Source organism: Oceanicoccus sp. KOV_DT_Chl, assembly GCF_900120175.1.
GTDB lineage: Bacteria > Pseudomonadota > Gammaproteobacteria > Pseudomonadales > Dasaniaceae > Oceanicoccus.
Genome location: NZ_FQLF01000007.1, coordinates 143,007 through 169,662, shown reverse-complemented (window position 1 = coordinate 169,662; position 26,656 = coordinate 143,007). Strand labels below are relative to the sequence as shown.

Genomic DNA, 26,656 nt, shown 5'->3' with positions numbered 1-26,656 from the left:
ATCTCCGTCGTAGTTGTTCAAAGTCATGACATCAATCCCTGAATTATCCCTGCAGCTAGCACAGTTACGCGCCACTATTAATCAGCATAACTATCGTTATTACGCCCTCGACGATCCCTCTGTACCTGATGCGGAATACGATCGCTTGATGCGTGAGCTGCAAGCAATAGAGACTGAACATCCTGAATTAATTACTGCGGACTCACCAACCCAACGGGTAGGTGCCGAACCCTTGGCCGGTTTCAAGCAAGTGCGTCATGAAGTACCCATGTTGTCTTTGGATAATGTATTTAATGAGCAGGAGTTAAAGGAATTTGGTAAGCGCTTATTGGATCGCTTGGGTGAGGACGAAAGTTTTCATTTGGTTTGTGAGCCCAAATTAGATGGCGCAGCCGTTAGCTTGCTCTATCGCAATGGCAAGCTGGAGCGGGCGCTACTCGCGGAGACGGCTCGGTTGGCGAAGACATTACCCACAATGTACGTACTATTCAATCGATCCCGCTGACCTTATTAGGTGAGGGTTGGCCTGATGTGCTGGAAGTCCGCGGCGAAATTTATATGCCGAAGAAGGGGTTTGATGCGCTGAATGAACGGGCTCGCGCTAATAATGAAAAACTCTTTGTAAACCCGCGCAATGCTGCCGCCGGTAGCTTGCGGCAATTGGATTCGCGTTTAACTGCGCAGCGGCCGCTAGAAATGTGTTGCTACAGCGTAGGATTAGTGGATGGTGGCAAGCTGCCGATCGAACACAGTGCTATTTTGCAGCAACTGCAACAATGGGGTTTTCGTATCAACTCCGAAATGCGTGTGGTTGCGACGATCGATGAGTGTTTGCAGTATCACGATTACTTGCTCGCTAAGCGTAAGGATCTGGCTTACGACATTGATGGCATCGTTTATAAAGTGGATGAGCTGGAACTGCAGGCCGAGTTAGGATTTACCGCTAAAGGCCCGCGTTGGGCAATCGCCCATAAATTTCCTGCGGAGGAAGAAATTACTCGTTTGTTGGGTGTGGATTTCCAGGTGGGCCGCACTGGTGCGATTACGCCGGTGGCGAGATTGGAGCCCGTATTTGTGGGTGGCGTTACCGTGAGCAATGCGACGTTACATAATCGCGATGAAATTGAGCGGCTGGGTGTCAAAATTAACGATACTGTCGTGGTGCGCCGGGCCGGTGATGTGATACCGCAGGTGGCGAAGGTGGTGCTAGAGCGGCGTCCTGATGATGCCCGCGAGATTGTGTTTCCAGAGCAGTGCCCAGTGTGTGATTCCCCTGTCGAACGTATTGAGGGTGAGGCCGTCACCCGTTGTGTTGGCGCATTGGTGTGCGCCGCCCAACAAAAAGAAGCGATTAAACATTTTGCCTCTCGCAAAGCTATGGATGTTGATGGTCTTGGCGATAAATTGGTTGAACAGTTAGTCGATGAGAATCTTATTGGCTCTGTCGCTGATTTGTATCACTTAACGGTAGAGCGGTTGATTGGCTTGGAGCGCATGGGCCAAAAATCTGCTGAAAATTTAGTGGCGGCACTCGAACAAAGTAAGGCGACAACCTTGGCTAAATTTTTATTTGCTTTAGGTATTCGCGAAGTGGGTGAGGCTACTGCCGCGTGCTTGGCGAAACATTTTGGGTCCTTGCCAGCTATTGTGCAGGCTGATAGAGAAGCGTTACTGGCAGTTGATGATGTCGGGCCTATTGTGGCAAAGCATGTGTTTGATTTTTTTCAGGGCGAGCACAGTCAACAATTATTGACGGCATTACAGGCTGCAGGCATTCGCTGGCCCGACGTCGTCGTTAAATCTGCGGATCAATTGCCATTAGCTGGCATGACTTATGTGGTGACCGGGAGTTTGGAGCAAATGGGGCGCAGTGAAGCCAAAGAGAAATTGCAGCATTTGGGTGCTAAAGTTGCGGGTAGCGTGTCAAAAAAGACTGATTGTGTGGTGGCGGGGCCTGGTGCAGGTTCAAAATTAGCCAAGGCGCAAGAACTCGGTGTCGATGTCATTGATGAGGCCGGATTTTTAATATTGCTGAAAAAATATCAGGCACTTTGATTTTTACTGGACAAATATCAGCGATCAACTAGAAGTGGTGTTATGAATAAAAAACAATATCTGCTGCTGTTATTGTTACCGCTACTCTTTCTGGTTGGCTGCACCGTCTCCCCACCCAAAAACCAAAGTAATATCTGTGAAATCTTTCGGGAAAAAGATGATTGGTATGATGAGGCTGAAGACGCGCGCAGTAATTGGTATTTACCTATTCCCACGATGATGGCAATCATGTATCAAGAGTCCCGGTTCCAACAGAAAGCAAAACCACCGCGCACCAAAATTTTAGGGTTTATTCCTGGTCCCAGGCCTTCAGATTCCTATGGTTACTCACAAGCGAAAGATGATACCTGGGATTGGTATATCAAGAGCAGCGGTAATTATGGCGCGGATCGGGATGACTTTGCTGACGCTATTGATTTTATTGGTTGGTATAACAGCGTCAGTCGGAAGAAATGCAATATCAAGCCAGATGATACTTACCACCTTTATCTGGCTTACCACGAAGGTCATGGTGGCTTTAATCGGCGTACTTATAATAAAAAGCCATGGCTAAAAGGCGTGGCAAAAAAAGTCTCGGCGCGGGCTGCGCGCTACCAATCACAACTCAATAGTTGCGAGAAAGAACTGCAGGGTCCCTGGTGGAAATTTTGGTGAAGACAAGACCTTGTTCATGGTAGGGATAAATCTGTAGTCAAATTACCTATAACAACGCTTTACTAAATTTAAATTAATGCTTGCTCAGCGTTGTTCAGTAGTTCTCGATAGCAATAAAAACTGTACTTTTGCCCAATAAAATAAACCATAGCTACTGATATTGTTAGTGGCTTATGCTTTAATTGGCAGGCTTATTTGTCTGTAATTCGGCGCTAGAACGAAGCAGGGAAAAGAGGGTGATAAACACTCCGGCAATTAGCTTATTACATTAAATTTAAATCGGGAAGGCAGTTTTGAAACCAACAGATATTAAAGATCCGGAGTACTTTCATAAAGTCGTGGATTGTCAGTACGCTTGTCCGGCGCATACCCCTGTTCCAGAGTATATCCGCTTAATTGCAGCCGGGCGTTATACCGATGCTTATATGGTGAACTGGGAATCTAACGTTTTCCCCGGTGTACTAGGTCGCACCTGTGACCGCCCTTGTGAGCCAGCTTGTCGACGTGGTCGAGTAGAAGAACAACCGGTGGCGATTTGTCGGTTAAAGCGGGTAGCGGCAGATAATAAAAATGACGATGACGTTAATGCGTTGATGCCGGTTATTCCCGAGCAGAAAAACGGCAAGCGTGTTGCCTTGATTGGCGGCGGACCAGCGTCATTAACCGTGGCCAGAGATTTAATGCCACTGGGCTACTCGATTGACCTTTATGATGACCAGCCCGCCGGTGGCGGTTTCATGCGTAGCCAGATCCCTTCATTCCGGCTGCCAGTGCAAGTGCTGGATCAGGAAGTTAATTACATTACTGATATGGGCGTAGTGACTCAATACAATCACTATGTCGACAGTTTAAAAACAATTTTAGATAAAAATTATGATGCGGTCTTTATCGGTACCGGTGCCCCCCGAGGTCGCGATTTGACCATCACGGGTCGTGAAGAAGGTGCAGACAATATTCATATTGGTATCGATTGGTTGTCCAGTGTGGCGTTTGAGCACCGTGAAGCGATTGGCAAAAAAGTTATTGTATTAGGTGGTGGTAATACCGCCATGGATTGCTGCCGTACTTCACTCCGCTTAGGTGCCCAGGACGTTAAAGTCGTAGTGCGCAGCCCGCGTTCTGAAATGAAAGCCTCCCCTTGGGAAATTGAAGATGCCGAACGCGAAGGCATTCCAATGTTTGAAAATCATGTGCCACTGGAGTTTGTTGTTGATAATGGCAAATTAGTTGGCATGAAGTTCGACAAGGTGCGCGCCGAATATGATGACAGTGGCAAGCGTTCGCTGGTGAGCCTCGGTGAAGCGCCAGTACTGATTGAATGTGATGATGTTTGTATCGCTATTGGCCAGGACAATGCTTTCCCGTGGATTGAGCGTGATTTAGGCGTGGAGTTTGGTAAGTGGGATATGCCAGTAGTTGATACGCAAACATTCCAATCTAAAAACCCTAAAGTCTTTTTTGGTGGTGACGCTGCATTCGGTCCGGAAAATGTTATTACCGCTGTTGCTCATGGCCATCAGGCGGCAGTTTCTATCGATCTATTTCTCAACGGTAAAAGTGTTAGTGAGCGTTTGGCCCCGGGGACTAATTTAGTTAGCCAAAAAATGGGTATTCACGAATGGAGCTATGACAGCAGCGTGGTCGATGATGTGCGCTATGCCGTACCTCATGCCGAAGTTCAGCTGTCATTAACTGATCGTAAAATGGAAGTTGAGCTGGGCTTTGATACCGCGATAGGTTTTGCTGAAGCACAACGTTGCCTGAATTGTGATGCGCAAACGGTGTTTACCGAAGCTAAATGTATTGAGTGTGATGCCTGCGTTGATATTTGTCCGACTGACTGTATTACCTTTACTGCTCCGGCTGAAGATGAAGCCGAGTTGCGTACTCGCTTAAGTGCGCCAGCTAATAATTTGTCACAGGATTTATATATTTCAACGGATGCGCTACCCACCAAGCGCATTATGGTAAAGGATGAGAATGTCTGCTTGCATTGTGGTTTGTGTGCCGAACGCTGTCCTACTGCAGCTTGGGATATGCAGAAGTTTATGTATGAAGTAACTAAAGCCGGTAATTATGCCGACGAAGTTACGGCTAACAGTAATTAAGGCGGGCGGGTAGTATTATGACAACAGTTAACAACATCACTTCCGTCAATGATCTGGTAATCAAATTTGCCAATGTCAACGGTACCGGTTCTGCTAGTGCTAACAATATGTTTGCCAAAGCGGTTTTCCGTATGGGTTTATCAGTTAGCCCCAAAAATATATTTCCTTCGAATATTCAAGGTTTACCCACATGGTACGAAGTTCGGGTCAGCGATAAAGGCTATACCGGTCGTCGCGGCGGTATCGATATTATGGTCTGTGTTAATCCGCAAAGTATGGCCAAAGATATTCAGGAGGTTTCACCCGGCGGTTATTTTATTTACGACAATACCAAGGTCTTGGATTTACGTTTGTTGCGCAATGATATTACCTTTATCGGTTTGCCATTAACTAAAATTTGCCTGGAAGAATATAAAGATGCCCGACAGCGTCAGCTGTTTAAAAACGTTATTTATGTCGGCGCATTAGCAGCTTTGATTAATATTGAATTTGACGCATTGACCGGTTTGCTAGCCGATCAGTTTAAAGGTAAAGAGAAGCTGATTGCGCCAAACGTACATGCCATGGAATTAGGGTTTCAATACGCGCAAGCACATTTTAGCTGTCCTTTAGGTGTGCGACTTGAGCGTCGCGATAATCTGGGTGATAAGATTTTAATCGATGGGAATACTGCCTGTGGTTTAGGCGCAGTTTATGGCGGCGCAACTATGGCCGGTTGGTATCCGATTACACCTTCTACTTCCGTTGTTGAAGGTTTCGAAAAATACTGTAAGCGTTTAAGGATCGACCCTGGTTCGGGTAAAAAGAATTACGCCATCGTGCAGGCGGAAGATGAGTTGGCCGCGATTGGTATGGTTATCGGTGCTAGTTGGAATGGGGCTCGGGCATTTACCGCTACCAGCGGCCCGGGAATATCTTTGATGAGTGAGTTTTTGGGCTTGGCGTATTTTGCTGAAATCCCAACGGTGTTGATCGATGTGCAGCGTACCGGCCCGTCAACAGGGATGCCGACACGGACTCAGCAGTCCGACGTTATGGCTTGTGCCTATGCTTCACACGGTGATACCAAGCACGTATTGGTATTCCCCTCAACGCCAAAAGAATGTTTTGATATGACTGCCGATGCTTTTGATTTGGCTGAGCATTTACAGACGCCGGTGATTATGTTGACTGACCTGGATTTGGGCATGAATGATAATATGTCCGATCCATTAGAGTGGGATGATAACCGCGCTTATAACCGCGGCAAAGTATTCAGTGAGCAGGATCTGGAAGAAATGGCTGGTAAATTTGGTCGTTATCTGGATGTGGATGGTGATGGTATTCCTTACCGTACTTATCCGGGAACTCACCCTACAAAAGGTTCGTTCTTTACCCGTGGTACATCGCGTGATGAGTACGCGGTGTATACGGAGGACGGTGCCGAGTATGTAAAAAATATGGAGCGCTTGCTGCTCAAGTGGGAAACAGCCAAAGCGTTGGTGCCGCAGGCCGAAATTATTTTAGCGCAAGGCGGTAGTAAAATTGGTGTGCTTCACTTTGGAACCAGTATGGATGCGACGCTGGAAGCTGCAGATTATTTGGCGGAAGAGGGTATGGCAGTAGATACCTGTCGTATTCGTGCCTTCCCTTTTAATCAGGACGTGGAAGATTTTATTGCCAGTCACGAAACAGTGTTTGTTGTTGAGCAAAACCGCGACGCACAAATGCGTTCTCTATTGGTGAATGATTGTGACATCGATCCCAAGCATTTGAATAAAATTCTGAGTTATGACGGCATGCCGATCACGGCGCGATTTATTCAACAGAAAATCAATGACCATATGACTGAGGCAAAAGTCACGCCTATCCGTCAGAAAGTCAACAAAGATAATCACTAAGGGTGTGATGACATGAGTTATATAAAACCAAATTTTCGTCACCCTGAGTTACCAGTTAACGATTTAGGGTTTACTAAAAAGAATTACGAGGGTGCAATTTCAACCCTGTGTGCCGGTTGTGGGCACGATTCGATCAGTGCTGCGATTGTTGATGCAATTTTTCAATTGTCGATACCGCCGCATAAGGTTGCAAAGATGTCTGGTATTGGCTGTTCATCAAAAACGCCGACCTATTTTTTGGGTAATTCACACGGATTTAATTCGGTACATGGGCGGATGCCATCAGTTGCCACTGGCGCTAATATGGCTAACCGTGACCTGACTTATATTGGTGTTTCAGGAGATGGTGATACGGCGTCAATCGGTATGGGCCAATTTACCCATGCAGTACGTCGTAATTTGAATATGATGTATATCGTTGAAAATAACGGCTGCTATGGGCTCACCAAAGGTCAGGATTCGGCAACCTCTGATGTCGGTTCTATGAGTAAAAAAGGTGAGCCTAATCCGTTTGAGCCGATTGATTTGGCCAGTGTGGCTTTACAGTTAGGTGCGACTTTCGTGGCGCGTAGTTTCTCTGGTGATAAAGCGCAACTGGTACCATTAATCAAAGCGGCAATTTCCCATCAGGGGTTTGCATTTATTGATGTAATTTCACCCTGTGTGACGTTCAATAACAACCCGGGTTCAACCAAGGGTTACGAACACGTACGTGATCACCTTGCGGCAACAGGTACAGTGGATTTTGTGCCAATGAAAGAAGAAATTACCACGGCGTATAATCCGGGTACTTCTCAGGAAGTTACTTTGCATGATGGCGCGGTAGTACATTTACATAAAGCGGATGAGAAACTGGACATTAATAATCGCCGTTCAGCGTTGGCCTTAATTAAAGACTATAAAGCCAAAGACCAGATTTTGACGGGGTTGTTATATATGGATCCTAACTCGCAAGAGTTACATGACACGATTGCCAGCTCGAATAAGCCGCTGCGTTCATTAACGGAAGCAGATTTATGTCCAGGTGGAAAAGTGCTAGCCAACATTAATGAAAGTTTTCGTTAGACACGATTACTGCCGAACATTTGACATAAAAAAACCGCAGCAACAGCTGCGGTTTTTTTATGGAAGTAGCACTAGTCCGTTTTAGCTGGCTTGGGTAATAGCGGTTTTTTTATGGCTGGCCAAAATAATTCCTCTGCCCAGTGTAGTCTGGCTGAAATGGGTAATCCGTATTGGGTTTGTCGACTATTGGGGATTTTGGCGGTGCCAAAAATTATATCGTAAATAAATAATGTCACCGCATAGTTACCGTTGGGATGGGCGCTTTTACCGTAGGCGTGATGCGCATGATGGGTGTCAGGCAAAGTAATAACGCGTTCGATAAGCCACCAGGCTGGTGTTGCCCAAGGGGTTTTGCTGCGCAACCACAGGTCCCAGCGATAATTGCTGTGAGTAAGAATATTAGTAAAAAAGGTTATGAGTACGGCTACTACAAAGGCTTCGCCCTGACCGAAATAGGTGGCGAATGCGCCCATCCAGGTTTGGGGTAAAAGCATCACCCAAAAGATATTGTAACGATAAACAACGCCGACATTTAATTGTTGGGCGCTGTGATGGGTGCGGTGAATCTTCCATAACCAGCGCCACTCATGAGCCGAGCGGTGAATCCAATAGTGCAATAATTCTTCAACCAAAAAGATAAATAGAAACGCTTTCCAAAATGCGATATGACTAAGGCTGCCGGCCAGGTCTCCCCACAGTTGAATGACCATATAGCCTGCTAGCGAGCCGATCAGGGCGCCGGAAATTGTCCCTTGAAACAGAATTCCCATCGCCGTAAAAGCGGCGTCACGTGCAGGACGGGGACCGCGTTGGATACGGCCACCAAACCACTCGATAGCAAAGGCGGCGCTGAACACGCCAACAACAATTAACCCTAAGATACTACTGTTCATATTTTGCTGGCCTCAACATTCGCGGTGAGAGCACCGGTTAGATAGGTGATTAGATTTTTTACCCGCCACTCTAGGTTGGCGTCATCCATTACCAACTCCCCTCGGCGACGCATGGCATCCCATTCAGTAATGGTATTAAGGAGGTGCAGACCGAGCAGCCTTATTCGTTCCATCGCAATTTCTGCGCCTAACACCGGCGTTAACAGCTCGATTAATTTAGCGCCTATCGCAATGGCGGCGGAGGATCGATGTTGGTGCTGAGTGAATAGCAACTGCCATTCCCGTTGACTCATCAATTGTGCTAACAAACTCAAATAATAACTTTCCCGGATCGGTTTTGTTAATTCGTTGGCAAAGGGCGTGACAAGGGCTTCGACCAGACAATATAAATTAGCGTCGCGCTGCTCCGAACTGAGGGTGTCCAGTAGCTGCTGGCGCTCAAGATTGAGCGGTGTCATTCGATAATCGAGAATTGCGTTAATTAGACCCTCTCTGCAGCCAAAGTGATAATTAAGCGCGGAGTGATTTTTTTGACCTGCTGCTCGGGCTATTTCACGAGTCGATACCGCTCCCAGGCCTTTTTCGGCGAGCAGGCGTTCAGCGGCAGTTATTAATTCAATAGCGGTGGCACTGAAGTCTGAAGGTGCTGCTGGCGTATTGGCTGCTGTGGTCTGAGAGAGTGTGTTCATATCAATAATTTAAGACGAACGTCTTAATAAGTCAACCGTCTTAAATTACTGTCTGGTCATCTTTACGTTGACCGAGCAGACTGACAGCGGTATAAAAACGACTCATATTCGCTACAGGATTTTCATGCTTATTAATCCTTATTCAAAACGTCGAATGGCTGGCGCTGTACTACTGAGCTGGTTGTTGCTCACCGTGTTCAGCTGCGGCGCATTTGCTGCTGTGGATTTGGCTAAGACAGACCCTGCCGAATTAGCGGTCGCAAGTCATCATGCTGATATGCCTTGCTGTGATGATCAGCTGATAGACTTTGAGTGTTGTGATGCTCCGGTCGCGCTAATGGCTGCAGCTGTTAAATTGGAGGCTGGAGACAAAATTCAGGCTGAAGCAGTTGCTGCGCTTATTCTCGCAAATAGCAATCCTGTTTCAGCTCGTGCACCGCCGCTGAGTTATTACCCTCGATGGCAGCTAGCGCAAGTTTCTGGTCTGCCACGCATTCACTTGTTGAACTGTACCTTTCAGATTTAATCCTTCTCTTTTTTTTGCTGCGTATCGACATTTTTATGTCGGTGCTGATGATTGTGCGTGGTTTCTACGACGCCGGTAATAGATAGATAAAGAGAATTTTTATGACACTATTCAATCTGTTTCGTTTACTGATAGTTGCGGCGTTGCTGGCTGGCGCATTTTGGTTGGGGGCGAACAGCCAAACCTCTCAACCTGCGTTAGCAGCATTAGATTCTGCCCCTTTGTACTGGGTGGCGCCAATGGATCCGAACTACCGTCGAGATAAACCAGGAAAATCGCCAATGGGCATGGACTTGGTGCCGGTTTATGCAGGGCAGTCAGCGCGTGGAGGTAATGATTCTGTTGATGTGACAGTCTCAGCTGCGGTAGTTAACAATCTTGGCGTCAAAACCACCGGCGTTGAATTTTCTCCCTTGCAGCAAACGCTAAATACGGTGGGTTATGTGCGGTTCGATGAAGACCTGTTGCATCATATACATGTGCGCGTTGATGGCTGGATTGAAACTCTCAATGTGAGCGCCGAGGGTGATCCCGTTAGCAAGGGAGAGTTACTATTTGAACTATATTCACCGACTTTATTTAATGCGCAAAAAGATCTGTTGCTGGCTATGGGTAATGGTGGCGAGCAGCTGATCCGCTCGGCCAAGCAGCGCTTGCGATTAATGGGTATGCAAGCTCAACAAATTGAGCAAGTAGCAAGCTCGGGGCAGGCAAAAGAGCGTATTGGTGTTTTTGCTGAACATAATGGCATTGTTAATGCGCTAAACGTACGTCATGGCATGTATATAGAGCCGGCTAATGAAATTATGGCGGTAGCTTCTGTGCAGCGGTTATGGGTTATTGCCGAGGTATTCGAACGTCAGGCAACCTGGTTGCAACAAGGTCAAAACGTTAGCATTGCGGTTGATAGTTATCCAGGAGAGCAGTGGCAGGGCGTCGTTGATTATATTTATCCGGTGTTAAACAGTGATGCTCGTACCTTGCAAATACGGGTGCAGGTAAAAAATGATGACGGTCGTTTAAAGCCTAATATGTTTGCCAACTTATCGATTGATACCCGCAACGACACTTCGGTTTTACATATTCCCCGGTCGGCTTTAATTGCTGATGGTCACTCGCAGAGAGTGGTTAAATCAATGGGTGCCGGAAAATTCCGTTCAGTTGTCGTGGTTGTCGGTCAACATGCCGGTGATCGGGTTGAAATAATCAAGGGGGTTACAGCGCAGGATAGCGTGGTAATTGCTGCGCAATTTTTAATTGATTCTGAATCCAATGTGGCAGCTGAGTTCGACCGTATCGATGATGGCATAAGCACTAGCAAAGAGTCAGGTGATAGCCATGATTGAGTTAATTATTAGCAGCTCAATACGCTATCGTGTCGTGGTGATACTGCTGGCATTAATTGTTTTATTGGCAGGCGGCTATGCAGTAAAAAATATTGCTATCGATGCGATTCCGGATTTATCGGATGTACAAGTGATTATTAAAACCTCTTATCCAGGACAGGCCCCGCAGGTGGTGGAAGATCAGGTGACCTATCCATTAACCACAGCCATGCTGGCGGTGCCGAAGGCGCAAACTGTCAGAGGTTTTTCTTTTTTTGGTGACTCTTATATTTATATTATTTTTGAGGAAGAGACTGATATTTATTGGGCGCGTTCGCGAGTGCTGGAATATCTCAGTCAGGTCACACCTAAATTGCCGACGGCGGCAAAGCCCGTACTAGGGCCTGATGCAACAGGTGTCGGTTGGGTGTACCAATATGCGTTGGTTGATCGTAGTGGTCAACATGGTTTGCAAGAGTTGCGCAGCTTGCAGGATTGGTTTTTAAAATTTGAATTACAAACCGTTGCCGGGGTATCAGAAATTGCCACCATTGGCGGCATGGTAAAACAGTATCAAGTGGTGGTCGATCCTAACCGCTTACGTGCTTTCAATATGCCGCTGAGTCATATTCATGCTTCAATTCAGCGTGCTAATCAGGAAGTAGGTGCTTCGGTGATTGAGATGGCAGAAGCGGAGTATATGGTAAGAGCTAGCGGTTATCTTCAATCCATCAGTGATATTGAGCAGGTACCATTAGGTTTAAATGAGGGCGGCACACCGATACTGCTAGGCGATATCGCACAAGTCAGTGAAGGGCCACAGATGCGTCGTGGAATTGCTGAACTCAATGGTGAAGGTGAAGTTGTTGGCGGTATCGTAGTCATGCGTTATGGCGAAAATGCACAGCGTACGATTGCTGCCATCAAACAAAAAATTCAGCAATTGAAGCCCGGATTACCGACGGGAGTGGAAATCGTTGAAGTCTATGATCGCACCCAGTTGATTTCATCAGCGGTGAGTAATCTCTACGAAAAAATAGCGCAGGAATTACTGGTAGTAACCATAATATGCGCGCTATTTTTGTTTCATTTTCGTTCATCTTTGGTGGTTATTATCAGTCTGCCGATGGCGGTTATCTGCGCCTACCTGATTATGTATTGGCAGGGATAAACGCAAACATCATGTCGCTTGGAGGCATTGCCATTGCCATCGGTGCGATGGTGGATGGCGCTATTGTAATGATAGAAAACGTGCATAAACATAGTGAAAAAACGCCACTAACAGATAGCAATCGCTGGCAAATAATTAATGATGCAGCGGTCGAAGTCGGTAGACCTTTATTCTTTTCATTACTTATCATAGCGGTCAGCTTTGTGCCGGTTTTCGCCTTGCAAGCGCAGGAAGGAAAATTATTTTCGCCGCTGGCGTATACCAAAACCTATGCAATGGCGGCGGCGGCAATTCTGGCAATCACTTTGGTGCCGGTGTTAATGGGGTATTGCATCCGTGGCAATATTACGCCAGAGCAACGCAATCCATTAAATCGTTTGCTAGTGAGTGGTTATCAGCCTTTGCTCAGGGCCGTACTGACCTATCCAAAAACCACCTTGTTGCTAGGTGCGTTAATGATGGCTACCGTATGGTTGCCACTGCAAAAAATTGGCAGTGAGTTTATGCCGCCTTTGGACGAAGGCGATTTAATGTATATGCCCACCACTTATGCAGCGATATCTATTGGTAAAGCCAGACAGTTATTGCAACAAACCGATAAATTAATTGCCACAGTGCCGGAGGTGAAATCGGTATTTGGTAAAGTGGGGCGAGCAGAGACCGCCACTGATCCGGCACCATTGACGATGATAGAAACGGTTATTCAATTTGAACCTAAAGAGCAGTGGCGCGACGGGATGACCAAGTTGAAGTTGCAGCGGGAATTAGACAGCTTGCTGCAATTACCCGGCGTGTCTAACAGTTGGGTTATGCCGATAAAAACCCGTATCGATATGTTAGCCACGGGTATTAAAACGCCATTAGGTATCAAGGTGGCCGGGCCGGATATGACTCAGATTGAAAAAATAGGTAAGCAGTTAGAGCGAATATTACCGCAAGTGGCGGGTACCGAATCGGTTTATTCTGAACGCACAGATGGCGGTCGCTACATTAATGTGGATATTAATCGACGGCAAGCGGCGCGCTATGGATTAAATATCGCTGATGTACAGGCGGTGGTTAGTACCGCGATTGGTGGCAGTAATGTCAGCGAAACGGTTGAGGGAGTGGAGCGGTTCCCAGTTAATTTACGTTATCCACAGCGCTACCGGGATTCCGCTGAACAACTTAAATTATTACCAATCGTAACCGTTGCCGGCCATCATATTGCTTTAGCGGATGTTGCCACTGTCACTATAGATTCTGGGCCGCCGGTGATAAAGACGGAAAATGCACGGCTCAATGGTTGGAGTTATATTGATATTGAGGGGCGGGATTTGGGGTCCTATGTGGCCGAGGCGAAACAAGTGGTCGCTGAGCAATTGGATCTTCCTGCGGGTTATTCGCTGACATGGGCTGGTCAGTATGAATATCTGGAGCGGGCGAAACAAACCTTCTTATGGGTAATTCCGTTGGTCATCGCTACGATTGTATTGTTGCTATATTTAAATTTTCGTCGCTGGAGCGATGTGTGGATTATTTTATTAACACTGCCTTTGTCGGTGGTTGGTAGTTTGTGGTTTATATGGTGGCAGCAGTACCAGTTTTCGGTAGCGGTCATGGTTGGGTTTATTGCGCTGGCAGGAGTAGCGGTAGAAATTGGGGTATTAATGTTAGCGTATTTACATCAAGCCTGGAATTTGCGTTTGCAAAGTGGTGATGAGTTGACTGATGATCATTTGAAGGACGCCATTATGGACGGTGCTGGCTTGCGAGTGCGGCCAATTATGATGACAGTGCTGGCAACAGTGATCGGCTTGTTGCCGATTATGGTTAGTGACGGTGTGGGTTCAGAGATGATGCAGCGTATAGCTGGACCGATGGTTGGTGGGATGGTCACTGCGGTTATGTTATCGCTAGTGCTTATACCGGCAGCTTTTTATTGGCAGGTGTCTAGAGGGTTTAAACACAAGAAGTCGATTATTTCAGGCAAAGGGTAGAAATATTTTATAGTTGTCGAGCAGGGATAAGCAGGTAAAACGGGGTGCCTTCTAAACCCACTAAAACTTAATCATGCTTAATGGCTTACTTTTGTTTTGAATAGTCACCACGCTATATCGCTCTGCCATAATGTCAGGATTCCAGTGGTGATAATCAATGCCTGCCTTTAAGCTAAGCTCGCGAACAAAGTGCTCGGGATGATTTACCTGCTGCCAGATACTGGGTAAAAAAGTTGCGCTGAGATCGCCGTCAGTTAGCACTAATCCATCAGCGCCGGGACGTAACTGTGCTACTAGCTCCGCTGCTGTGGCGCAGGGTAATTGTTCTAAATCTCCCAATAAGGCTATTTCTATTTCTAATAAACTTAACTCGTCATGGGTAAGGGCAGGAAAGCGATTGTCTTCAAATGCCGCACAGTAAGCATTTTCACTAAGATTTTCTATCAAGGATTGCTCGGTCTGAATAGAACCTATGCAACCTTTAAGCAGACTATCAATTTTTAATGTCACAAAGGTTGCGCAGGGCTGATGTAATACGGTGTCGTACTGTTGCAGATTGACTTCCAGTCGGGTCCCCATCGTTAAGCCGTGGTGGATAGAGCCATGTGCGGCGGCAAGCATTTGTTGCTGTTGAATAGCTGAATACATAATGGCTTATAGCTTAGTTATTATCGATACTGGTACTTGCTGTCATGTACTAGATTTTGTGCTTAGCCTGTAATGGATGCAAGCCTTTGTTATGCGTAATAATTATTACCCTGCTGTAATTAGTGTTTACTTTCTGTGGATAGCATAATAAGGCGCTAACTTGGTGGTCCCTGAGAATAGCCACCCATTGACATAATAGTGGAGCCTGTCTCAATGTCTAAAAAGTGTTTAAATCTGGCCGGTATAGTTGCCGCTTGTTGCTTGCTGGTAGCTACTACGCAGGCTGCGGTCACTGATGATAGCCATTCGTTGCTTGGTTCTTCTGCTTTGCATGTGCCCTGTACCGATAGAACGCCATTGCGGCGTGCCTTTTTTGGTGACACGCATGTACACACTAAATATTCGTTAGACGCCAGCACCCAGGATACCCGCACCACACCTGCACAGGCATACCAGTTTGCCAAAGGAGAGAAAATTGGCATACAGCCATGGTCGGATGATGGCCAGCCCCTGCGCTATTTACAATTAGCGCGACCTTTGGACTTTGCTATGGTGACCGACCATGCTGAATTAATGGGGGAGGTCAGTATTTGTAATACGCCTGGATTGGACGGTTATGGTTCCTGGCAATGTATGATTTATCGTAATTTTCCCCGTGTTGGATATTACTTGTTTAATGCCACCGCTATGTCGATGAAAACCCGCTTGGGTTTTTGTGGCGATGATGGTCAGATTTGTATTCAGGCAGCCTCGATGCCGTGGCAGGAAATGCAGCAAGCGGCAACAGATGCTTATGATCAAAGCGAAAATTGTGAATTTACCTCTTTCGTTGCCTTTGAATGGACGGGCGTTAGTAGCTCATCAGACGGTGCGCAAAACCGCCATCGCAATGTGATTTTTCGCAACGACGCTGTCCCCAGCTTACCGATTAATTCGGTAGAAACGCCTGCGGCTCATCAACTATGGGATAGCCTGGATGAGCAATGTATTGATGCCGGGACCGGTTGTGATGTTATTGTAATACCGCATAATTCTAACCTGAGTGACGGTTCTATGTTTACCGGTATGCGTGGCGATCAACCGATCACCGCCACTGATGCTAGGCAAACAGCTCGCTTTGAAACGTTGGTAGAAGTTATGCAGCACAAAGGCAGCTCTGAATGTTTTTTTGGTGCCTACGCCGGTGTGCCTGAAGATGAGCTCTGTGCGTTTGAGCAATTACCTTATAATAATTTCAGCGGCCAAAGTTTTGAATCACAGAGAGAAATACCGAGGCCGGAAGGCGATTTTTTACGTGAAGTATTACGCGATGGTTTACGCTACCAACAAAAACTTGGAGTTAATCCATTTAAATGGGGCTTTATTGGTAGCACTGATACGCATCTGGGCGCACCTGGCGCCACCGCTGAAGATAATTTTCTAGGTCACGGTGGTGCCGGTGAGCCTGCGAGTGAAAGCGTTAATGTCTTACCTGATGCGCTGGAATTTAACCCTGGTGGTTTGGCGGTGTTGTGGGCAGAACAAAACACCCGTGATTCGTTATTTGCTGCAATGCGCAGAAGAGAGGCCTTTGGTACCAGTGGCCCGCGTATGACCGTTCGTTTTTTTGGCGGCTGGGACTATCCACAGAATTTGTGTGAGCAGGCTGACTTTGTTGAGCAGGGTTACGCCGGTGGGGTGCCGATGGGTGGTGATTTAACACTAGCCGCGAATGCTCAAATGGCAGCTCCGCGCTTTGCCGTGCAGGCCAGCAAAGACCCTGGTGATATTAATGGTTCAGGTACACCGTTACAGCGCATTCAAATTATCAAAGGTTGGGTTGATGCGAAAGGGGTCTCGCAAGAGGCGATTTATGAAGTGGCAGGCAACCCGGACAATGGCGCTGCCGTGAATTTGTCCAGCTGTGAGACCCGCGGTAGCGGTTATCAACAGCTTTGTACTGTATGGCAGGATCCTGCGTTTAACGCTGAAGAAAATGCCTGGTACTACGCGCGGGTGGTAGAAAACCCCACTTGCCGTTGGAGTCAGAAAATTTGTGCCGGCAATGGTGTTGATTGCAGCAACCCTAAAACTATCACGGACGGATTGGAGGCTTGTTGTTCAGAGGAGCATAGGCCGGTTATCCAAGAGCGCGCATGGACTTCACCTATTTGGTACAATGCGCCGCATGATTAAGCTTAAGCATATATTGCTTATGATGTTCTTATTTTTCGCGCTGGGTTAAATCACTTCATGCTCTCTTTTATTCGTCAGCCGTGGCTGCATTTTTTAATCATCGGCTGGCTCCTTTTCATCATTCAGCAGCAGTTGCAAACCACGCCGCGCACCATTATATATGCGCCCTCTACAGAAAAAATTGCCGAGCTCCGTGGGCAATGGTTGCGTACCACTGGCAGAGTACCTTCCGAAAAACAAGTGCAGCAGTTGATCAACAATGAAATAGATCGGGAGATTTTATTTCAGCAGGCGATTAAGCATGAATGGCACTTGACCGATACAGTGGTACGGCAGCGTTTGATTAAAAATATGCAGTTTCTTAATTCAGAACAGGCCAGTGCTGTTGAGCATGACGAGCGAGAGTTATTAAAAATGGCGCTGTCAATGCAGCTGCATATAAATGATGTGGTGGTGCGGCGGCGATTAATTCAGCGTATGGAAATGTCAGCATTTGCGCCGGTACGTAATATGCAACCTTCTGCGCAGCTATTAGAACAACTCTATCAACAGCAGCAAGCACAACTAATGAAACCAGCGCTGGTGAAGTTTCAGCATATATTTGTGAGTCGTGATACGCACGCAGATCCCAAAAGATATGCGCACCAATTATTACAAGATGTGAGTACCCTGAATGACTCGCAGCAACTTGATTCCTTGAGCGATCCTTTCTTGCATGGCTTTGATTTTAATTTTCTCAACGTTAATCAAGTCGCCCGTTATTTTGGGGTGAGTTTTGCCGAGGCATTATTTCAGCTTGCAATAAAGTTGACTGATGATACGCGTTGGCAGGGGCCACTAACATCGAGTTTCGGTGAACACTTGGTATTGATTACACAGTATCGGCCCGCGCAGTTAAAAACCTTGCCCGAGGCAGAAAAACAGTTAATTTCGCAATGGCGTCGTGAGCAAGAGCAGCAAGCCCTGGATGCATTGTTACAGCAATTACGCAGTGATTATGAAGTGGTTCAGCCTACGGTGATGGAGGCAATGATTAATGCGCAATAATCGTCGTCGAGTTCCGTCTTTGAGCCAATTTATGCACTGGCTATTTATATTGTTACTGTTAGCTGCAATGCCAGCTGCTGCGCATAAATTAGCGCCATCGTTATTACATTTGACTGAGCAATCTACAAATACTTATGCGGTATTCTGGAAAACGCCATTAGCGACCAGTGCTGGACAAAGTTTACAGCCACAATTACCCGATAGTTGTGTGGTGGTAAATCAACCTGAAGCAAAAGAACAGGGGACTGCCAGAATATGGCGTTGGCAGGTCAGCTGCAGTGGCAGTCTGATTGGACAACCGGTGGCTGTCACTGGTATGGCAGCAACAGCAACCGCGGCGCTTATTAAAATTGACTGGTTAGATGGACGCAAGGTTCAGCAATTATTAAATGCCGATAACTCAAGTTTTGTGGTGCCTGCTGATCAGGGTTCAATAGAAGTCATTCAGGTTTATGCGGTACTTGGCGTTGAGCATATCTGGACCGGTATAGACCACCTGTTGTTTGTACTGGCCTTGCTATTACTGGTGCCCAGTACACGCCTGCTAATTTGGACAATAACCTCGTTCACTGTTGGCCACAGTATCACCCTGTCGATGGTGGTACTGGGTTTTTTTGATTACCCGGTATCGTTGGTAGAATTTTCGATTGCGCTCAGTATTTGGGTATTGGCATTAGAGTTGTCTAAACGCACGCATAACGCTGCCGTTCATCCGGGTTGGATTGCGAATCATAGCTGGTTAGTTGCTATTGGTTTTGGTTTGCTCCACGGTATGGGCTTTGCGGGCGCTTTGCAAGAAGTGGGTTTGCCGTCGGGAGATATTCCGCTGGCTTTATTTAGTTTTAATCTCGGTATCGAAATTGGCCAGCTAATATTTGTGCTGGCGGTGTTGCTGTTGATGCGGTGGGGACGACGTCGCTTTACCGAGTGGGGTGAACCCGCCTGGTGGGCTACTGTTTATAGTATCGGCGGGTTGTCGGCATTTTGGTGTATTGAGCGTGGATTAGCTGTATTTAGCTGAGCTATTTAGTTTAGTCTTTGTTGCCAGGGTAGTTTTTCATCGGAATGAAAGGATGGAATGCTATCTCGATTCCTTCTTCTATATTGTTATCAGACTTTAATAAGTTTTTACGCCGAATAAAACTGGGATTGGCACTTTTCATATCTACTGCCTGCAGTGTGTCAATACCACCACGGCTGGTAAAAATACGCTTAAGATTGACATCGTAAATCGTCACCATTATTGACGCCCCTTTAATTTGCTGGGTCCAATCAAACCCGATAGGGACACCGCTGCCAGCTCCTTGCAGGGCCGGTTTGCGGGTGACGCCATACCAGCGGGCATAATGCTGCATGCTGCCGCTGTGTTGCACATCGTGCTCAATCACATCGGCAAAGATGATAATGTCGGCATCGGTTTGCTCGCGGAGTAACTCACCGGTAGTAATCATGGCGCCGCGCCAGGCATTGACATTAATTTTACCGGTACTGGGGTCGTAAACATCACCGTAGGTCCGGCTTGCTTGCTGCCAGGCGTTTTCAAAATGGTAGTTAGGTAAAATTTTATAGCCGTTACTTTTTAAATAGTCTTTTACCATTCCTTTAACTTTGCGATCACCTTTTACCAGGTGTGATGGTGGTGGGGCGCCCAGACTGACTGGCGCCAATATGACTTTTTATAGGGTTTATCGGTGCTGCTGGGCTGGTCGTATTCAAAAGCAAAGACGGTGGGGTTGTAACCGCCAGAGCTGCTACAGGCAGCTAATAGAATAAGGGTGAGACTCGCAGCGGCAACCAGTATAATACGCACAGATTTTATCCTTCGTTTTAAAGTTCGAAGATTCTAACAACCGTAGCAGTGAATTTGAAGCTACCAGATTGATATAGAGGAAAGATTTTGAGTTCAGGTTTGCAGCTACATGGCACAGTGATCAATAGTGGCGAGCAAAAGCCCTCACCAACGCTGGTTTTGTTACACGGTTTGTTCGGTATGGGGGATAACTTGTCCGGGGTGGGCAGGGCTCTGCAGGATAATTTTACTGTCTACAAGCTGGATTTACGTAATCACGGGCGCTCGGCGCAATCAGATGAAATGTCATTGGCGGCGATGGCGATGGATGTTGCATTCTTTTTGCAGCAGCACGATATCACTTCAACTGCGATCCTGGGCCATTCTCTGGGTGGTAAAGTGGCGATGCAGCTCGCTTTAAATTATCCAGCATTGGTCAATCGGTTGATTGTGGCAGATATTGCTCCAGTGACATATCCGGGTGGTGGCCATAGTGACGTATTTGCCGGTTTACAGGCTGTTGATCTAGCTTCACTCACGTCGCGACGGCAAGCTGAGGAAATCTTAAGTCACTATATTGAAGAAGAAATGGTGCGTCTTTTTCTCCTCAAGAGTTTGTATCGCAATGAGCAAGGTCAATTTGCATGGCGGTTGAATATTGACGCAGTGCAGGCTTGTTATCCTCAGTTGTGTCTCGGTAACGAATCAGACCAGCCGTTTTCTGGCCCCACTTTATTTATCAAGGGCGAGCTTTCGGCATACATTCAGGACAAGCACCTTCCTACTATGCTGCAATTGTTTCCACATGCCGAGTTGAAAATAGTCGCTCAAGCTAGTCACTATCTACATGTGGAAAAGCCTAACGAATTTAATCAGTTGGTGAGAGATTTTTTAGTACCCTAAGTGCTTAGCTATTAATTTATAGCTATTTGTTGGTTGTGCAATAACAGCATCAGAGTATCGACTAACGTATCCAGCGATTGCTCGGTGGTCATATCAACACCGGTTACTTTTTCAGTTAACGGCGCAACGAATAATGCATAAGTGAGTGCACCCGAGATAATATGTAATAGGTGCAATGCCGATGCCTGCGGTAATAATCCCTGCTGCTGGGCAAATTCGATAAAACGCGTGCCATCATTAAAATCTTTGTGTAGATATTTTTCTACCATCCATTCCAATCGTGGTCCCGGGGTTGAGGCTTCACGAAACATAATGCCGACCCAGGCTGGGTGATCTTTGGCAAAACGGATAATTTGTTTAAATATCAGCCGCATGGATTGTTCGGTGCCATAAGCTGTGGTGTCGGCTTGATCAATATAGACCGGCAGTGTCTCGCGTAATTGTCCCCATAATTGATCGATAGCGGCCTGCCATAGCTTCTCTTTGGTCTCAAAATGGTATTGAACCAGTGCCTTTTTAACCCCGCTAAGTTTGGCTATTGCACCTAATGACGCGGCATCAAAGCCAGTTTCGGCAAACACAGCAATGGCTGCAGCCAAAATTTTATTCTGGGTAAGCAGTTTTTGTTGCTCGCGGCTGGCATTGTGCATATCTAGGGTTTGGCTGCTGTTATTGTGAATCGGGAGGCTGGGTTGCTGATAGACCTGAATTGTCATTTATACGGAAATTTTATGTCATTGACAATACGATCGCATAGTTAAAAGATAGGGCCACCATAATTATTGGTTCTGCGTCGACGTGAGTGAATCATATCGATGGTTCTAACTAACGGCTGTTCAACACTGATAAGAGAGTTAAGTATGCAAATAGACGGTCCTTTTTACGCGACTTTGGATAACGCTGCGGTTGAAGCCAAGCGCTTACAAGCTGACGGCTATGACGGCATTTATTCATTGGAAGGCAACACCGATCCCTTCCTGCCATTGGTTATTGCCTCCGAGCACTGTCCGGATTTGGGGATTGCTACGGGTATTGCGGTGGCGTTGCCGCGCAATCCTTCCCACATCGCTTATCAGGCCTGGGATTTGCAAAAATTTTCCAAAGGTAAATTTATTTTGGGTATTGGCCCACAGATTAAAGCTCACAATGAAAAGCGGTTTGGTGTGCCTTTTGATCGTCCTGCCGCTCGAATGCGCGAATATATTTTGGCAGTAAAAGCGTTTTTTGATTGTTGGCAGGATGGCGCTGAGCTAAATTTTCGCGGTGAGTTTTTTACCCATACCTTGATGACGCCGATGTTTAACGCCGGACCTAACCCTTATGGTAAGCCGCCAATACTATTGGGCGCGATGGGACCGCTAATGACTCAGGTGGCTGGTGAAGTGGCAGATGGATTAATCGTCCATCCGTTTAATACGTTGCCATTTGTGTTGGACGAGCAATTACCCGCGGTGCGTAAGGGTTTAGCGAAAGCCGGGCGCAGCGAAGATGATTTTATTATTCAGGTGGCATCAATGATTGTGACCGGTGCGACTGAAGAAGAATACAAAGCTGCCGACGCCGCTATGCGTGGTTTGTTGGCATTTTATGGTTCAACACCAGCTTATCGGCCGCCAATGGAAGCGGTGGGTTATGGTGACTTGCAGCTGGAATTAAATAAAATGACCAAGCAGGGACGCTGGGATGAACTGGCCGATTTGATAGACGACGATTTCCTTAATCATTTTGCAGTTTGTGCGGAGCCTAAAGATGTGGCGGCAAAAGTGTATGCGAAATACGGTGAGTTTACCGACCGGCTGAGTATTTATGCGCCCTATGCATCAAGTCCCGGTGTTTGGCCGCAAATCATTAGTGATTTAAAAGTGTGTGCGGGGCGATAATAGCGGTATCTCTTCTCTGCGTATAAGCGGGGATATTTTGCTACCAATAGAAATTTAATCAGTTTTAAACGGAGTGTTCATTATGTCTTCAGGTCCATTGGCAGGTGTACGTGTAGTTGAGATGGCGGGTATTGGTCCAGGCCCTTTTGCTTGTATGTTGTTGTCTGATATGGGCGCAGAAGTGATCCGGGTTGATCGCGCCAGCGGTGGTAATGTCATGGGTGCAAGCCCTGCGGATGTAATGAACCGCGGCCGTAAATCGGTTGCCGTTGATTTGAAAAAACCGGAAGGGGTGGCGGCAGTGCTCAAATTAATTGAGACTGCAGATATATTAATTGAAGGTTTTCGCCCAGGCGTCATGGAAAAATTGGGTTTAGGTCCAGAGGTTTGTCATGCCCGCAATGACAAGCTGGTCTATGGTCGCATGACCGGTTGGGGGCAGGATGGTCCGTTATCGCAGGCGGCGGGCCATGATATAAATTACATCGCCATTACTGGCGCCTTGGATACCATCGGTCGCGAGGACGGTGGTCCTATTCCGCCCCTTAATTTATTGGGCGATTTCGGCGGCGGTTCCATGTATTTAGTGATGGGTGTGCTGGCTGCTTACATCCATATTAAAAATGGTGGTAAAGGGCAGGTGATTGATACTGCTATAACTGATGGCACAATTTCATTAATGAGTTTTATCCATGGTTTTCATTCCATGGGCATGTGGGATTATCAGCGTCAGAATAATATGACCGATGGTGGCGCACATTATTATGATACCTATGAGACTGCGGATGGCTTGTATATTTCAATTGGTTCCATTGAACCACAATTTTATCGCTTGCTCATCGAGCTAACGGGTATTGATTTGGACCCCGGTGATTTTATGGCGCAATTTGATAAAACCACCTGGAAGGCAAATAAATCCAAAGTCGCCGCCATGTTTAAAACCAAAACCCGCGCGGAGTGGGATGCGCTGTTGGAAGGTACTGATGTTTGTTACGGGCCGGTATTAACCGTACCAGAGGCAACTCAGCATCCGCATAACGTGGCTAGAAAAAACTTTGTTGAAGTGGGAGGTGTGTTGCAATCAGCACCTGCACCCCGCTTTAGTGGTACGCCCGCTGCTATCCAGGGAGCGCCAGTCGCTGTTGGTAATGATACTACGGCGATATTGGCGGCATTGGGCCTTGATGTTGAAGCCCTGGTCGCAGCAGGGGCAGTGGCGCAAGCTGAGTAGTTTTACACGCGTCTTTAGTTGTTAGTTAGCACAGCTTAGAGTGCGGTGAGTCGTCAGTAATTCGTTCGGAAATAGTGGTCTACACGATCAAGCAGGAAACAATAATGTCAGAAACAGCAGTACAGATTTTTACGCAAATTGTCGAGAGCCGACGATCTACGCGTGGTTTTAAACAGGACGCAGTACCACAGGATTTACTTGATAAAGTATTTAGTTTGGCCCAACACGCGCCTTCTAATTGCAATACGCAACCTTGGCAAGTGTATGTATTAAGTGGTGAGGCCAGAGATAAAGCGTCGCAAACATTAACCGACTCCATCGCTAGCGGTGATTTTAGTATGGACTTTGATTACCAGGGTAAATATGAAGGGGTTTATAAAGAACGTCAGTATGACGCTGCGATGCAGCTATACAGCGCTATGGGAATTGCCCGTGAAGATAAAGCGCGGCGCAATGACGCGTTTATTCAAAACTTTAATTTCTTTGGCGCTCCTCATGTGGCCTTTTTGTTTTTGCCTGAGCCCTTTGGTATTCGAGAAGCTGCGGACTTGGGTATGTATGCGCAAAACCTAATGCTGAGTATGACAGCCCATGGCTTGGCCAGTTGTCCGCAAACAGCATTGAGTTTTAATGCTGATGCGATCCGTGAAATCGCTGGTGTTGCGCCAGAGAATAAATTGTTATTCGGTATTTCATTTGGTTATGAAGATATCGGGCATGCAGCTAACAAATGTCGCGTCGGGCGCGCAGATCTAGATACGGTAGTGCACTTTGTTCAATAAAGTGAAACCAATCGTTAACAGAATAATCGGGTGAAGATATGAGTGATGTACTGCTGCAAGCTGAAAAAGACGGGATTTTATTATTAACCTTAAATCGTCCGGAAAAAAAGAATGCATTAAATATTGCCCTGTGGGAGGAACTCTATCAGGCATTCAGTGATGCGCAAACGAATGATGATATTAATGTCGTGGTGATAACCGGGGCTGGTGATAATTTTTCATCCGGTGTCGACTTGAATGATTTTTCTGCTGCCGGTGGTGATCATCCCTTTGATAAATGCGCGCGAATGATAGCGGCTTTTGATAAGCCTTTGGTTGCCGCGGCCACTGGCATTGCGGTGGGTGGTGGTGCCACCATGTTATTTCATGCTGATGTGCTATATGTGGGTGAGAGCTTGCGCATGCGCTTACCATTTGTGAACTTGGGATTAGTGCCTGAGTTTGCCAGTAGCTATGTGTTACAGGCAGCTATCGGCTCACGTAAAGCGGCGGAATTATTTTATACTGCAGAATGGATTGATGCAGAAAAAGCGGAGCAGCTTGGCATGGTTAATGGCGTTTTTGCTGATGATGAGCTGCTTTTTAATGCGATGGCCAAAGCCGAAGAGATTGCGCAGTGGCCGGTCAATGCATTGCGTGAAACTAAAAAAACGCTTAAGCAAGCACATAAAGCGGGTATTGATGCAGCATTTGCCATAGAGGCTGCGGGTATGGAAAAACAGGCGGGCTCACCGGAAAATATTGAAGCAGTGATGGCTTTTATTGAAAAAAGAACGCCGGATTTTAAAAAACTGAATTCATAGTGAAGATCCGATAAATTATAATTCCCAGCCGCTTGTCAGCGGCTTTTTTATATCAGTTTAAACAATTTTCCCCGTACCGCTTTGCGGTAGGCCAGTGGTGTTTGTCCCATTGCTTGTTTAAAGCGTGCGCAAAAATAACTGCCGTCCTGAAAACCCGACTGGGCTGCGACTTCACTAATAGTAATATTGCTGGTACGCAATAATTCTTTGGCATTGTCGATGCGGTACTTGTGTAAATACTCATTAGCGGTGATGCCCAGTGCTTGTTTGAAGCGCCGGTTGAGGCTGCGGCTGCTGATATTTAGCCGTTGTGCAAGTTGTTCAAATTTAACGGTTTGCTGAAAGTTTTTACGCAGCCATTCCTGTGCCTCGATAATAGTTTCATCCTGATGTGGACTGCTTTCTGGCAGCGCGTACGCGTGGTCGGCAAACGGTTTACGGATTTCAGGAGAAAATTGGCCTTCCACTTGTCTGGCAATACTGTGGCCATAAAACCGTTCAATTAGATGCACCATTAAATCCGCGATAGAGTTAACGCTGCCGGCACAATAAAGATTGTCGGCTTGGGTAATCAGATGTTGGCGTTTTAATTTCACTGTGGGGTAGCGTTTAGCAAAATGGTCGCAGTAATACCAGTGGGTTGTTGCTGCTTTTTGCTCCAGTAAACCGGCTGCGGCTAAAAAATAACTGCTGGTACCCACCGCACAGATAATACTTTGTTGTATTGCCAGTCTCGACAGCCATGGCAGTAATTGCGGGTATTGTTTGAGAGTGGTCATCGGGTTGCGCCACAGTGACGGTAGAATTAATAAATCGGTTTGTTCGATCATTGCCGGGGTGGCGTTGGCGTTTATGGACAGGCCACCAGCGGTAATCACGCTGCCCAATGTCTCGCTGACAATTTGAATGTTGAGTTTGGGCAGGCGGCGATCCTTACTGCGGGCGACCTCATTGGCAGCATTGAGAATTTCCAAGGGCAAGCTGATGCTGCTGGCGAGTGAGGAGGGAGTGCAAGCAAAGTGATGTGCTGGAGCATGTTGAGTGTGACCCTTA

21 protein-coding genes and 2 pseudogenes are annotated in these 26,656 nt (G+C 46.7%); 16 read left to right on the top strand and 7 right to left on the bottom strand.

The genetic code is table 11. The features are described from left to right. The first annotated feature begins 25 nt into the window (after positions 1 to 25). The 5 genes and pseudogenes from ligA to UNITIG_RS21960 all read left to right on the top strand — a co-directional run bounded on the left by ligA (position 26) and on the right by UNITIG_RS21960 (position 7,762). Positions 26 to 2,055: pseudogene (ligA, locus tag UNITIG_RS21980) on the top strand (NAD-dependent DNA ligase LigA). A gap of 42 nt (positions 2,056 to 2,097) precedes the next feature. Then, complete coding sequence (locus UNITIG_RS21975) at positions 2,098 to 2,709, top strand: transglycosylase SLT domain-containing protein (protein WP_101760477.1); 612 nt, start codon at positions 2,098 to 2,100, stop codon at positions 2,707 to 2,709. Positions 2,710 to 3,002: 293 nt separating this feature from the next. Further along, positions 3,003 to 4,817, top strand: coding sequence for an FAD-dependent oxidoreductase (locus tag UNITIG_RS21970; protein ID WP_101760476.1), 1,815 nt, complete (start codon positions 3,003 to 3,005; stop codon positions 4,815 to 4,817). A 17-nt stretch (positions 4,818 to 4,834) separates the two neighbouring features. Further along, complete coding sequence (locus UNITIG_RS21965) at positions 4,835 to 6,697, top strand: 2-oxoacid:acceptor oxidoreductase subunit alpha (RefSeq protein WP_101760475.1); 1,863 nt, start codon at positions 4,835 to 4,837, stop codon at positions 6,695 to 6,697. A 12-nt stretch (positions 6,698 to 6,709) separates the two neighbouring features. Beyond that, positions 6,710 to 7,762, top strand: coding sequence for a 2-oxoacid:ferredoxin oxidoreductase subunit beta (locus UNITIG_RS21960; protein ID WP_101760474.1), 1,053 nt, complete (start codon positions 6,710 to 6,712; stop codon positions 7,760 to 7,762). 71 nt (positions 7,763 to 7,833) lie between these two features. Here UNITIG_RS21960 and UNITIG_RS21955 read toward each other — a convergent pair whose 3' ends face one another. Both UNITIG_RS21955 and UNITIG_RS21950 read right to left on the bottom strand, forming a co-directional pair. Beyond that, on the bottom strand, positions 7,834 to 8,655 hold the full coding sequence (locus UNITIG_RS21955; protein WP_101760473.1) for a sterol desaturase family protein: 822 nt from the start codon (positions 8,653 to 8,655) through the stop codon (positions 7,834 to 7,836). Continuing rightward, the gene (locus UNITIG_RS21950; RefSeq protein ID WP_101760472.1) at positions 8,652 to 9,344 is read right to left on the bottom strand and encodes a TetR/AcrR family transcriptional regulator; all 693 of its coding nucleotides are present in this window, start codon (positions 9,342 to 9,344) and stop codon (positions 8,652 to 8,654) included. The genes UNITIG_RS21955 and UNITIG_RS21950 overlap by 4 nt, the downstream gene beginning before the upstream one ends. Positions 9,345 to 9,468: 124 nt before the next feature. On the opposite strand from UNITIG_RS21950, the gene UNITIG_RS21945 reads away from it, so the two are divergent. The 3 genes and pseudogenes from UNITIG_RS21945 (at position 9,469) to UNITIG_RS21935 (ending at position 14,345) form a co-directional block, all read left to right on the top strand. Then, positions 9,469 to 9,870 (top strand): hypothetical protein, encoded by a 402-nt coding sequence (locus UNITIG_RS21945; protein WP_101760471.1) that lies wholly within the window; start codon positions 9,469 to 9,471, stop codon positions 9,868 to 9,870. 101 nt (positions 9,871 to 9,971) lie between these two features. Then, positions 9,972 to 11,216, top strand: a complete 1,245-nt coding sequence (locus tag UNITIG_RS21940) for an efflux RND transporter periplasmic adaptor subunit (protein ID WP_101760470.1) — start codon at positions 9,972 to 9,974, stop codon at positions 11,214 to 11,216. Further along, positions 11,209 to 14,345, top strand: a pseudogene (locus UNITIG_RS21935) (efflux RND transporter permease subunit). The gene UNITIG_RS21940 and the pseudogene UNITIG_RS21935 overlap by 8 nt, the downstream one beginning before the upstream one ends. 60 nt (positions 14,346 to 14,405) lie before the next feature. Here UNITIG_RS21935 and amrA read toward each other — a convergent pair. Continuing rightward, positions 14,406 to 14,993, bottom strand: a complete 588-nt coding sequence (amrA, locus tag UNITIG_RS21930) for an AmmeMemoRadiSam system protein A (protein ID WP_101760469.1) — start codon at positions 14,991 to 14,993, stop codon at positions 14,406 to 14,408. A gap of 213 nt (positions 14,994 to 15,206) precedes the next feature. Between amrA and UNITIG_RS21925 the strand changes: the two genes are divergently transcribed. The 3 genes from UNITIG_RS21925 to UNITIG_RS21915 are packed head-to-tail and all read left to right on the top strand — an operon-like array spanning position 15,207 to position 19,236. Beyond that, positions 15,207 to 17,168, top strand: coding sequence for a DUF3604 domain-containing protein (locus UNITIG_RS21925; protein WP_101760468.1), 1,962 nt, complete (start codon positions 15,207 to 15,209; stop codon positions 17,166 to 17,168). Positions 17,169 to 17,225: 57 nt separating this feature from the next. After that, on the top strand, positions 17,226 to 18,215 hold the full coding sequence (locus UNITIG_RS21920; RefSeq protein ID WP_101760467.1) for a peptidylprolyl isomerase: 990 nt from the start codon (positions 17,226 to 17,228) through the stop codon (positions 18,213 to 18,215). Further along, entirely contained in the window at positions 18,205 to 19,236 is a 1,032-nt protein-coding gene (locus UNITIG_RS21915) for a HupE/UreJ family protein (RefSeq protein ID WP_235015573.1), read from the top strand. Before UNITIG_RS21920 ends, UNITIG_RS21915 begins: the two co-directional genes overlap by 11 nt. Positions 19,237 to 19,246: 10 nt before the next feature. On the opposite strand, the gene UNITIG_RS21910 is transcribed toward UNITIG_RS21915, so the two are convergent. After that, positions 19,247 to 19,813, bottom strand: a complete 567-nt coding sequence (locus UNITIG_RS21910; protein ID WP_145999263.1) for a hypothetical protein — start codon at positions 19,811 to 19,813, stop codon at positions 19,247 to 19,249. Positions 19,814 to 19,836: 23 nt separating this feature from the next. Further along, positions 19,837 to 20,025 carry a hypothetical protein gene (locus UNITIG_RS22985; protein ID WP_145999262.1) on the bottom strand — a complete coding sequence of 63 codons (189 nt, stop codon included), beginning with the start codon at positions 20,023 to 20,025 and terminating at the stop codon, positions 19,837 to 19,839. 87 nt (positions 20,026 to 20,112) lie between these two features. Here UNITIG_RS22985 and UNITIG_RS21905 point away from each other — a divergent pair, with 87 nt between their 5' ends. Then, a complete protein-coding gene (locus UNITIG_RS21905) occupies positions 20,113 to 20,907 on the top strand; it encodes an alpha/beta fold hydrolase (protein WP_235015572.1) in 795 nt (264 codons plus the stop codon). 11 nt (positions 20,908 to 20,918) lie between these two features. Here UNITIG_RS21905 and UNITIG_RS21900 read toward each other — a convergent pair whose 3' ends face one another. Next, the gene (locus UNITIG_RS21900; RefSeq protein WP_101760465.1) at positions 20,919 to 21,623 is read right to left on the bottom strand and encodes a TetR/AcrR family transcriptional regulator; all 705 of its coding nucleotides are present in this window, start codon (positions 21,621 to 21,623) and stop codon (positions 20,919 to 20,921) included. Positions 21,624 to 21,767: 144 nt separating this feature from the next. Between UNITIG_RS21900 and UNITIG_RS21895 the strand changes: the two genes are divergently transcribed. The 4 genes from UNITIG_RS21895 to UNITIG_RS21880 all read left to right on the top strand — a co-directional run bounded on the left by UNITIG_RS21895 (position 21,768) and on the right by UNITIG_RS21880 (position 25,603). Continuing rightward, complete coding sequence (locus UNITIG_RS21895) at positions 21,768 to 22,787, top strand: TIGR03617 family F420-dependent LLM class oxidoreductase (RefSeq protein WP_101760464.1); 1,020 nt, start codon at positions 21,768 to 21,770, stop codon at positions 22,785 to 22,787. Positions 22,788 to 22,869: 82 nt separating this feature from the next. Then, the gene (locus UNITIG_RS21890) at positions 22,870 to 24,018 is read left to right on the top strand and encodes a CaiB/BaiF CoA-transferase family protein (protein WP_101760463.1); all 1,149 of its coding nucleotides are present in this window, start codon (positions 22,870 to 22,872) and stop codon (positions 24,016 to 24,018) included. A 104-nt stretch (positions 24,019 to 24,122) separates the two neighbouring features. Further along, positions 24,123 to 24,800: a nitroreductase gene (locus UNITIG_RS21885; protein ID WP_101760462.1), complete on the top strand. Its 678-nt coding sequence runs from the start codon at positions 24,123 to 24,125 to the stop codon at positions 24,798 to 24,800. Between the two features lie 38 nt (positions 24,801 to 24,838). Next, positions 24,839 to 25,603, top strand: coding sequence for an enoyl-CoA hydratase-related protein (locus tag UNITIG_RS21880; RefSeq protein ID WP_101760461.1), 765 nt, complete (start codon positions 24,839 to 24,841; stop codon positions 25,601 to 25,603). 47 nt (positions 25,604 to 25,650) lie between these two features. Here the strand turns inward: UNITIG_RS21880 and UNITIG_RS21875 are convergent, their stop codons facing one another. After that, on the bottom strand, positions 25,651 to 26,583 hold the full coding sequence (locus tag UNITIG_RS21875) for a GlxA family transcriptional regulator (RefSeq protein ID WP_235015571.1): 933 nt from the start codon (positions 26,581 to 26,583) through the stop codon (positions 25,651 to 25,653). Positions 26,584 to 26,656: the final 73 nt, after the last annotated feature.

Coding starts and splice junctions, on each gene's coding strand:
- UNITIG_RS21940 (WP_101760470.1), top strand. CDS start 9,972: ATGACACTATTCAATCTGTTTCGTTTACTGATAGTTGCGGCGTTGCTG.
- UNITIG_RS21890 (WP_101760463.1), top strand. CDS start 22,870: ATGTCTTCAGGTCCATTGGCAGGTGTACGTGTAGTTGAGATGGCGGGT.
- UNITIG_RS21880 (WP_101760461.1), top strand. CDS start 24,839: ATGAGTGATGTACTGCTGCAAGCTGAAAAAGACGGGATTTTATTATTA.
- UNITIG_RS21925 (WP_101760468.1), top strand. CDS start 15,207: ATGTCTAAAAAGTGTTTAAATCTGGCCGGTATAGTTGCCGCTTGTTGC.
- UNITIG_RS21895 (WP_101760464.1), top strand. CDS start 21,768: ATGCAAATAGACGGTCCTTTTTACGCGACTTTGGATAACGCTGCGGTT.
- UNITIG_RS21900 (WP_101760465.1), bottom strand. CDS start 21,623: ATGACAATTCAGGTCTATCAGCAACCCAGCCTCCCGATTCACAATAAC.
- UNITIG_RS21910 (WP_145999263.1), bottom strand. CDS start 19,813: ATGGTAAAAGACTATTTAAAAAGTAACGGCTATAAAATTTTACCTAAC.
- UNITIG_RS21885 (WP_101760462.1), top strand. CDS start 24,123: ATGTCAGAAACAGCAGTACAGATTTTTACGCAAATTGTCGAGAGCCGA.
- amrA (WP_101760469.1), bottom strand. CDS start 14,993: ATGTATTCAGCTATTCAACAGCAACAAATGCTTGCCGCCGCACATGGC.
- UNITIG_RS21975 (WP_101760477.1), top strand. CDS start 2,098: ATGAATAAAAAACAATATCTGCTGCTGTTATTGTTACCGCTACTCTTT.
- UNITIG_RS21965 (WP_101760475.1), top strand. CDS start 4,835: ATGACAACAGTTAACAACATCACTTCCGTCAATGATCTGGTAATCAAA.
- UNITIG_RS21920 (WP_101760467.1), top strand. CDS start 17,226: ATGCTCTCTTTTATTCGTCAGCCGTGGCTGCATTTTTTAATCATCGGC.
- UNITIG_RS21915 (WP_235015573.1), top strand. CDS start 18,205: ATGCGCAATAATCGTCGTCGAGTTCCGTCTTTGAGCCAATTTATGCAC.
- UNITIG_RS21960 (WP_101760474.1), top strand. CDS start 6,710: ATGAGTTATATAAAACCAAATTTTCGTCACCCTGAGTTACCAGTTAAC.
- UNITIG_RS21950 (WP_101760472.1), bottom strand. CDS start 9,344: ATGAACACACTCTCTCAGACCACAGCAGCCAATACGCCAGCAGCACCT.
- UNITIG_RS21945 (WP_101760471.1), top strand. CDS start 9,469: ATGCTTATTAATCCTTATTCAAAACGTCGAATGGCTGGCGCTGTACTA.
- UNITIG_RS21955 (WP_101760473.1), bottom strand. CDS start 8,655: ATGAACAGTAGTATCTTAGGGTTAATTGTTGTTGGCGTGTTCAGCGCC.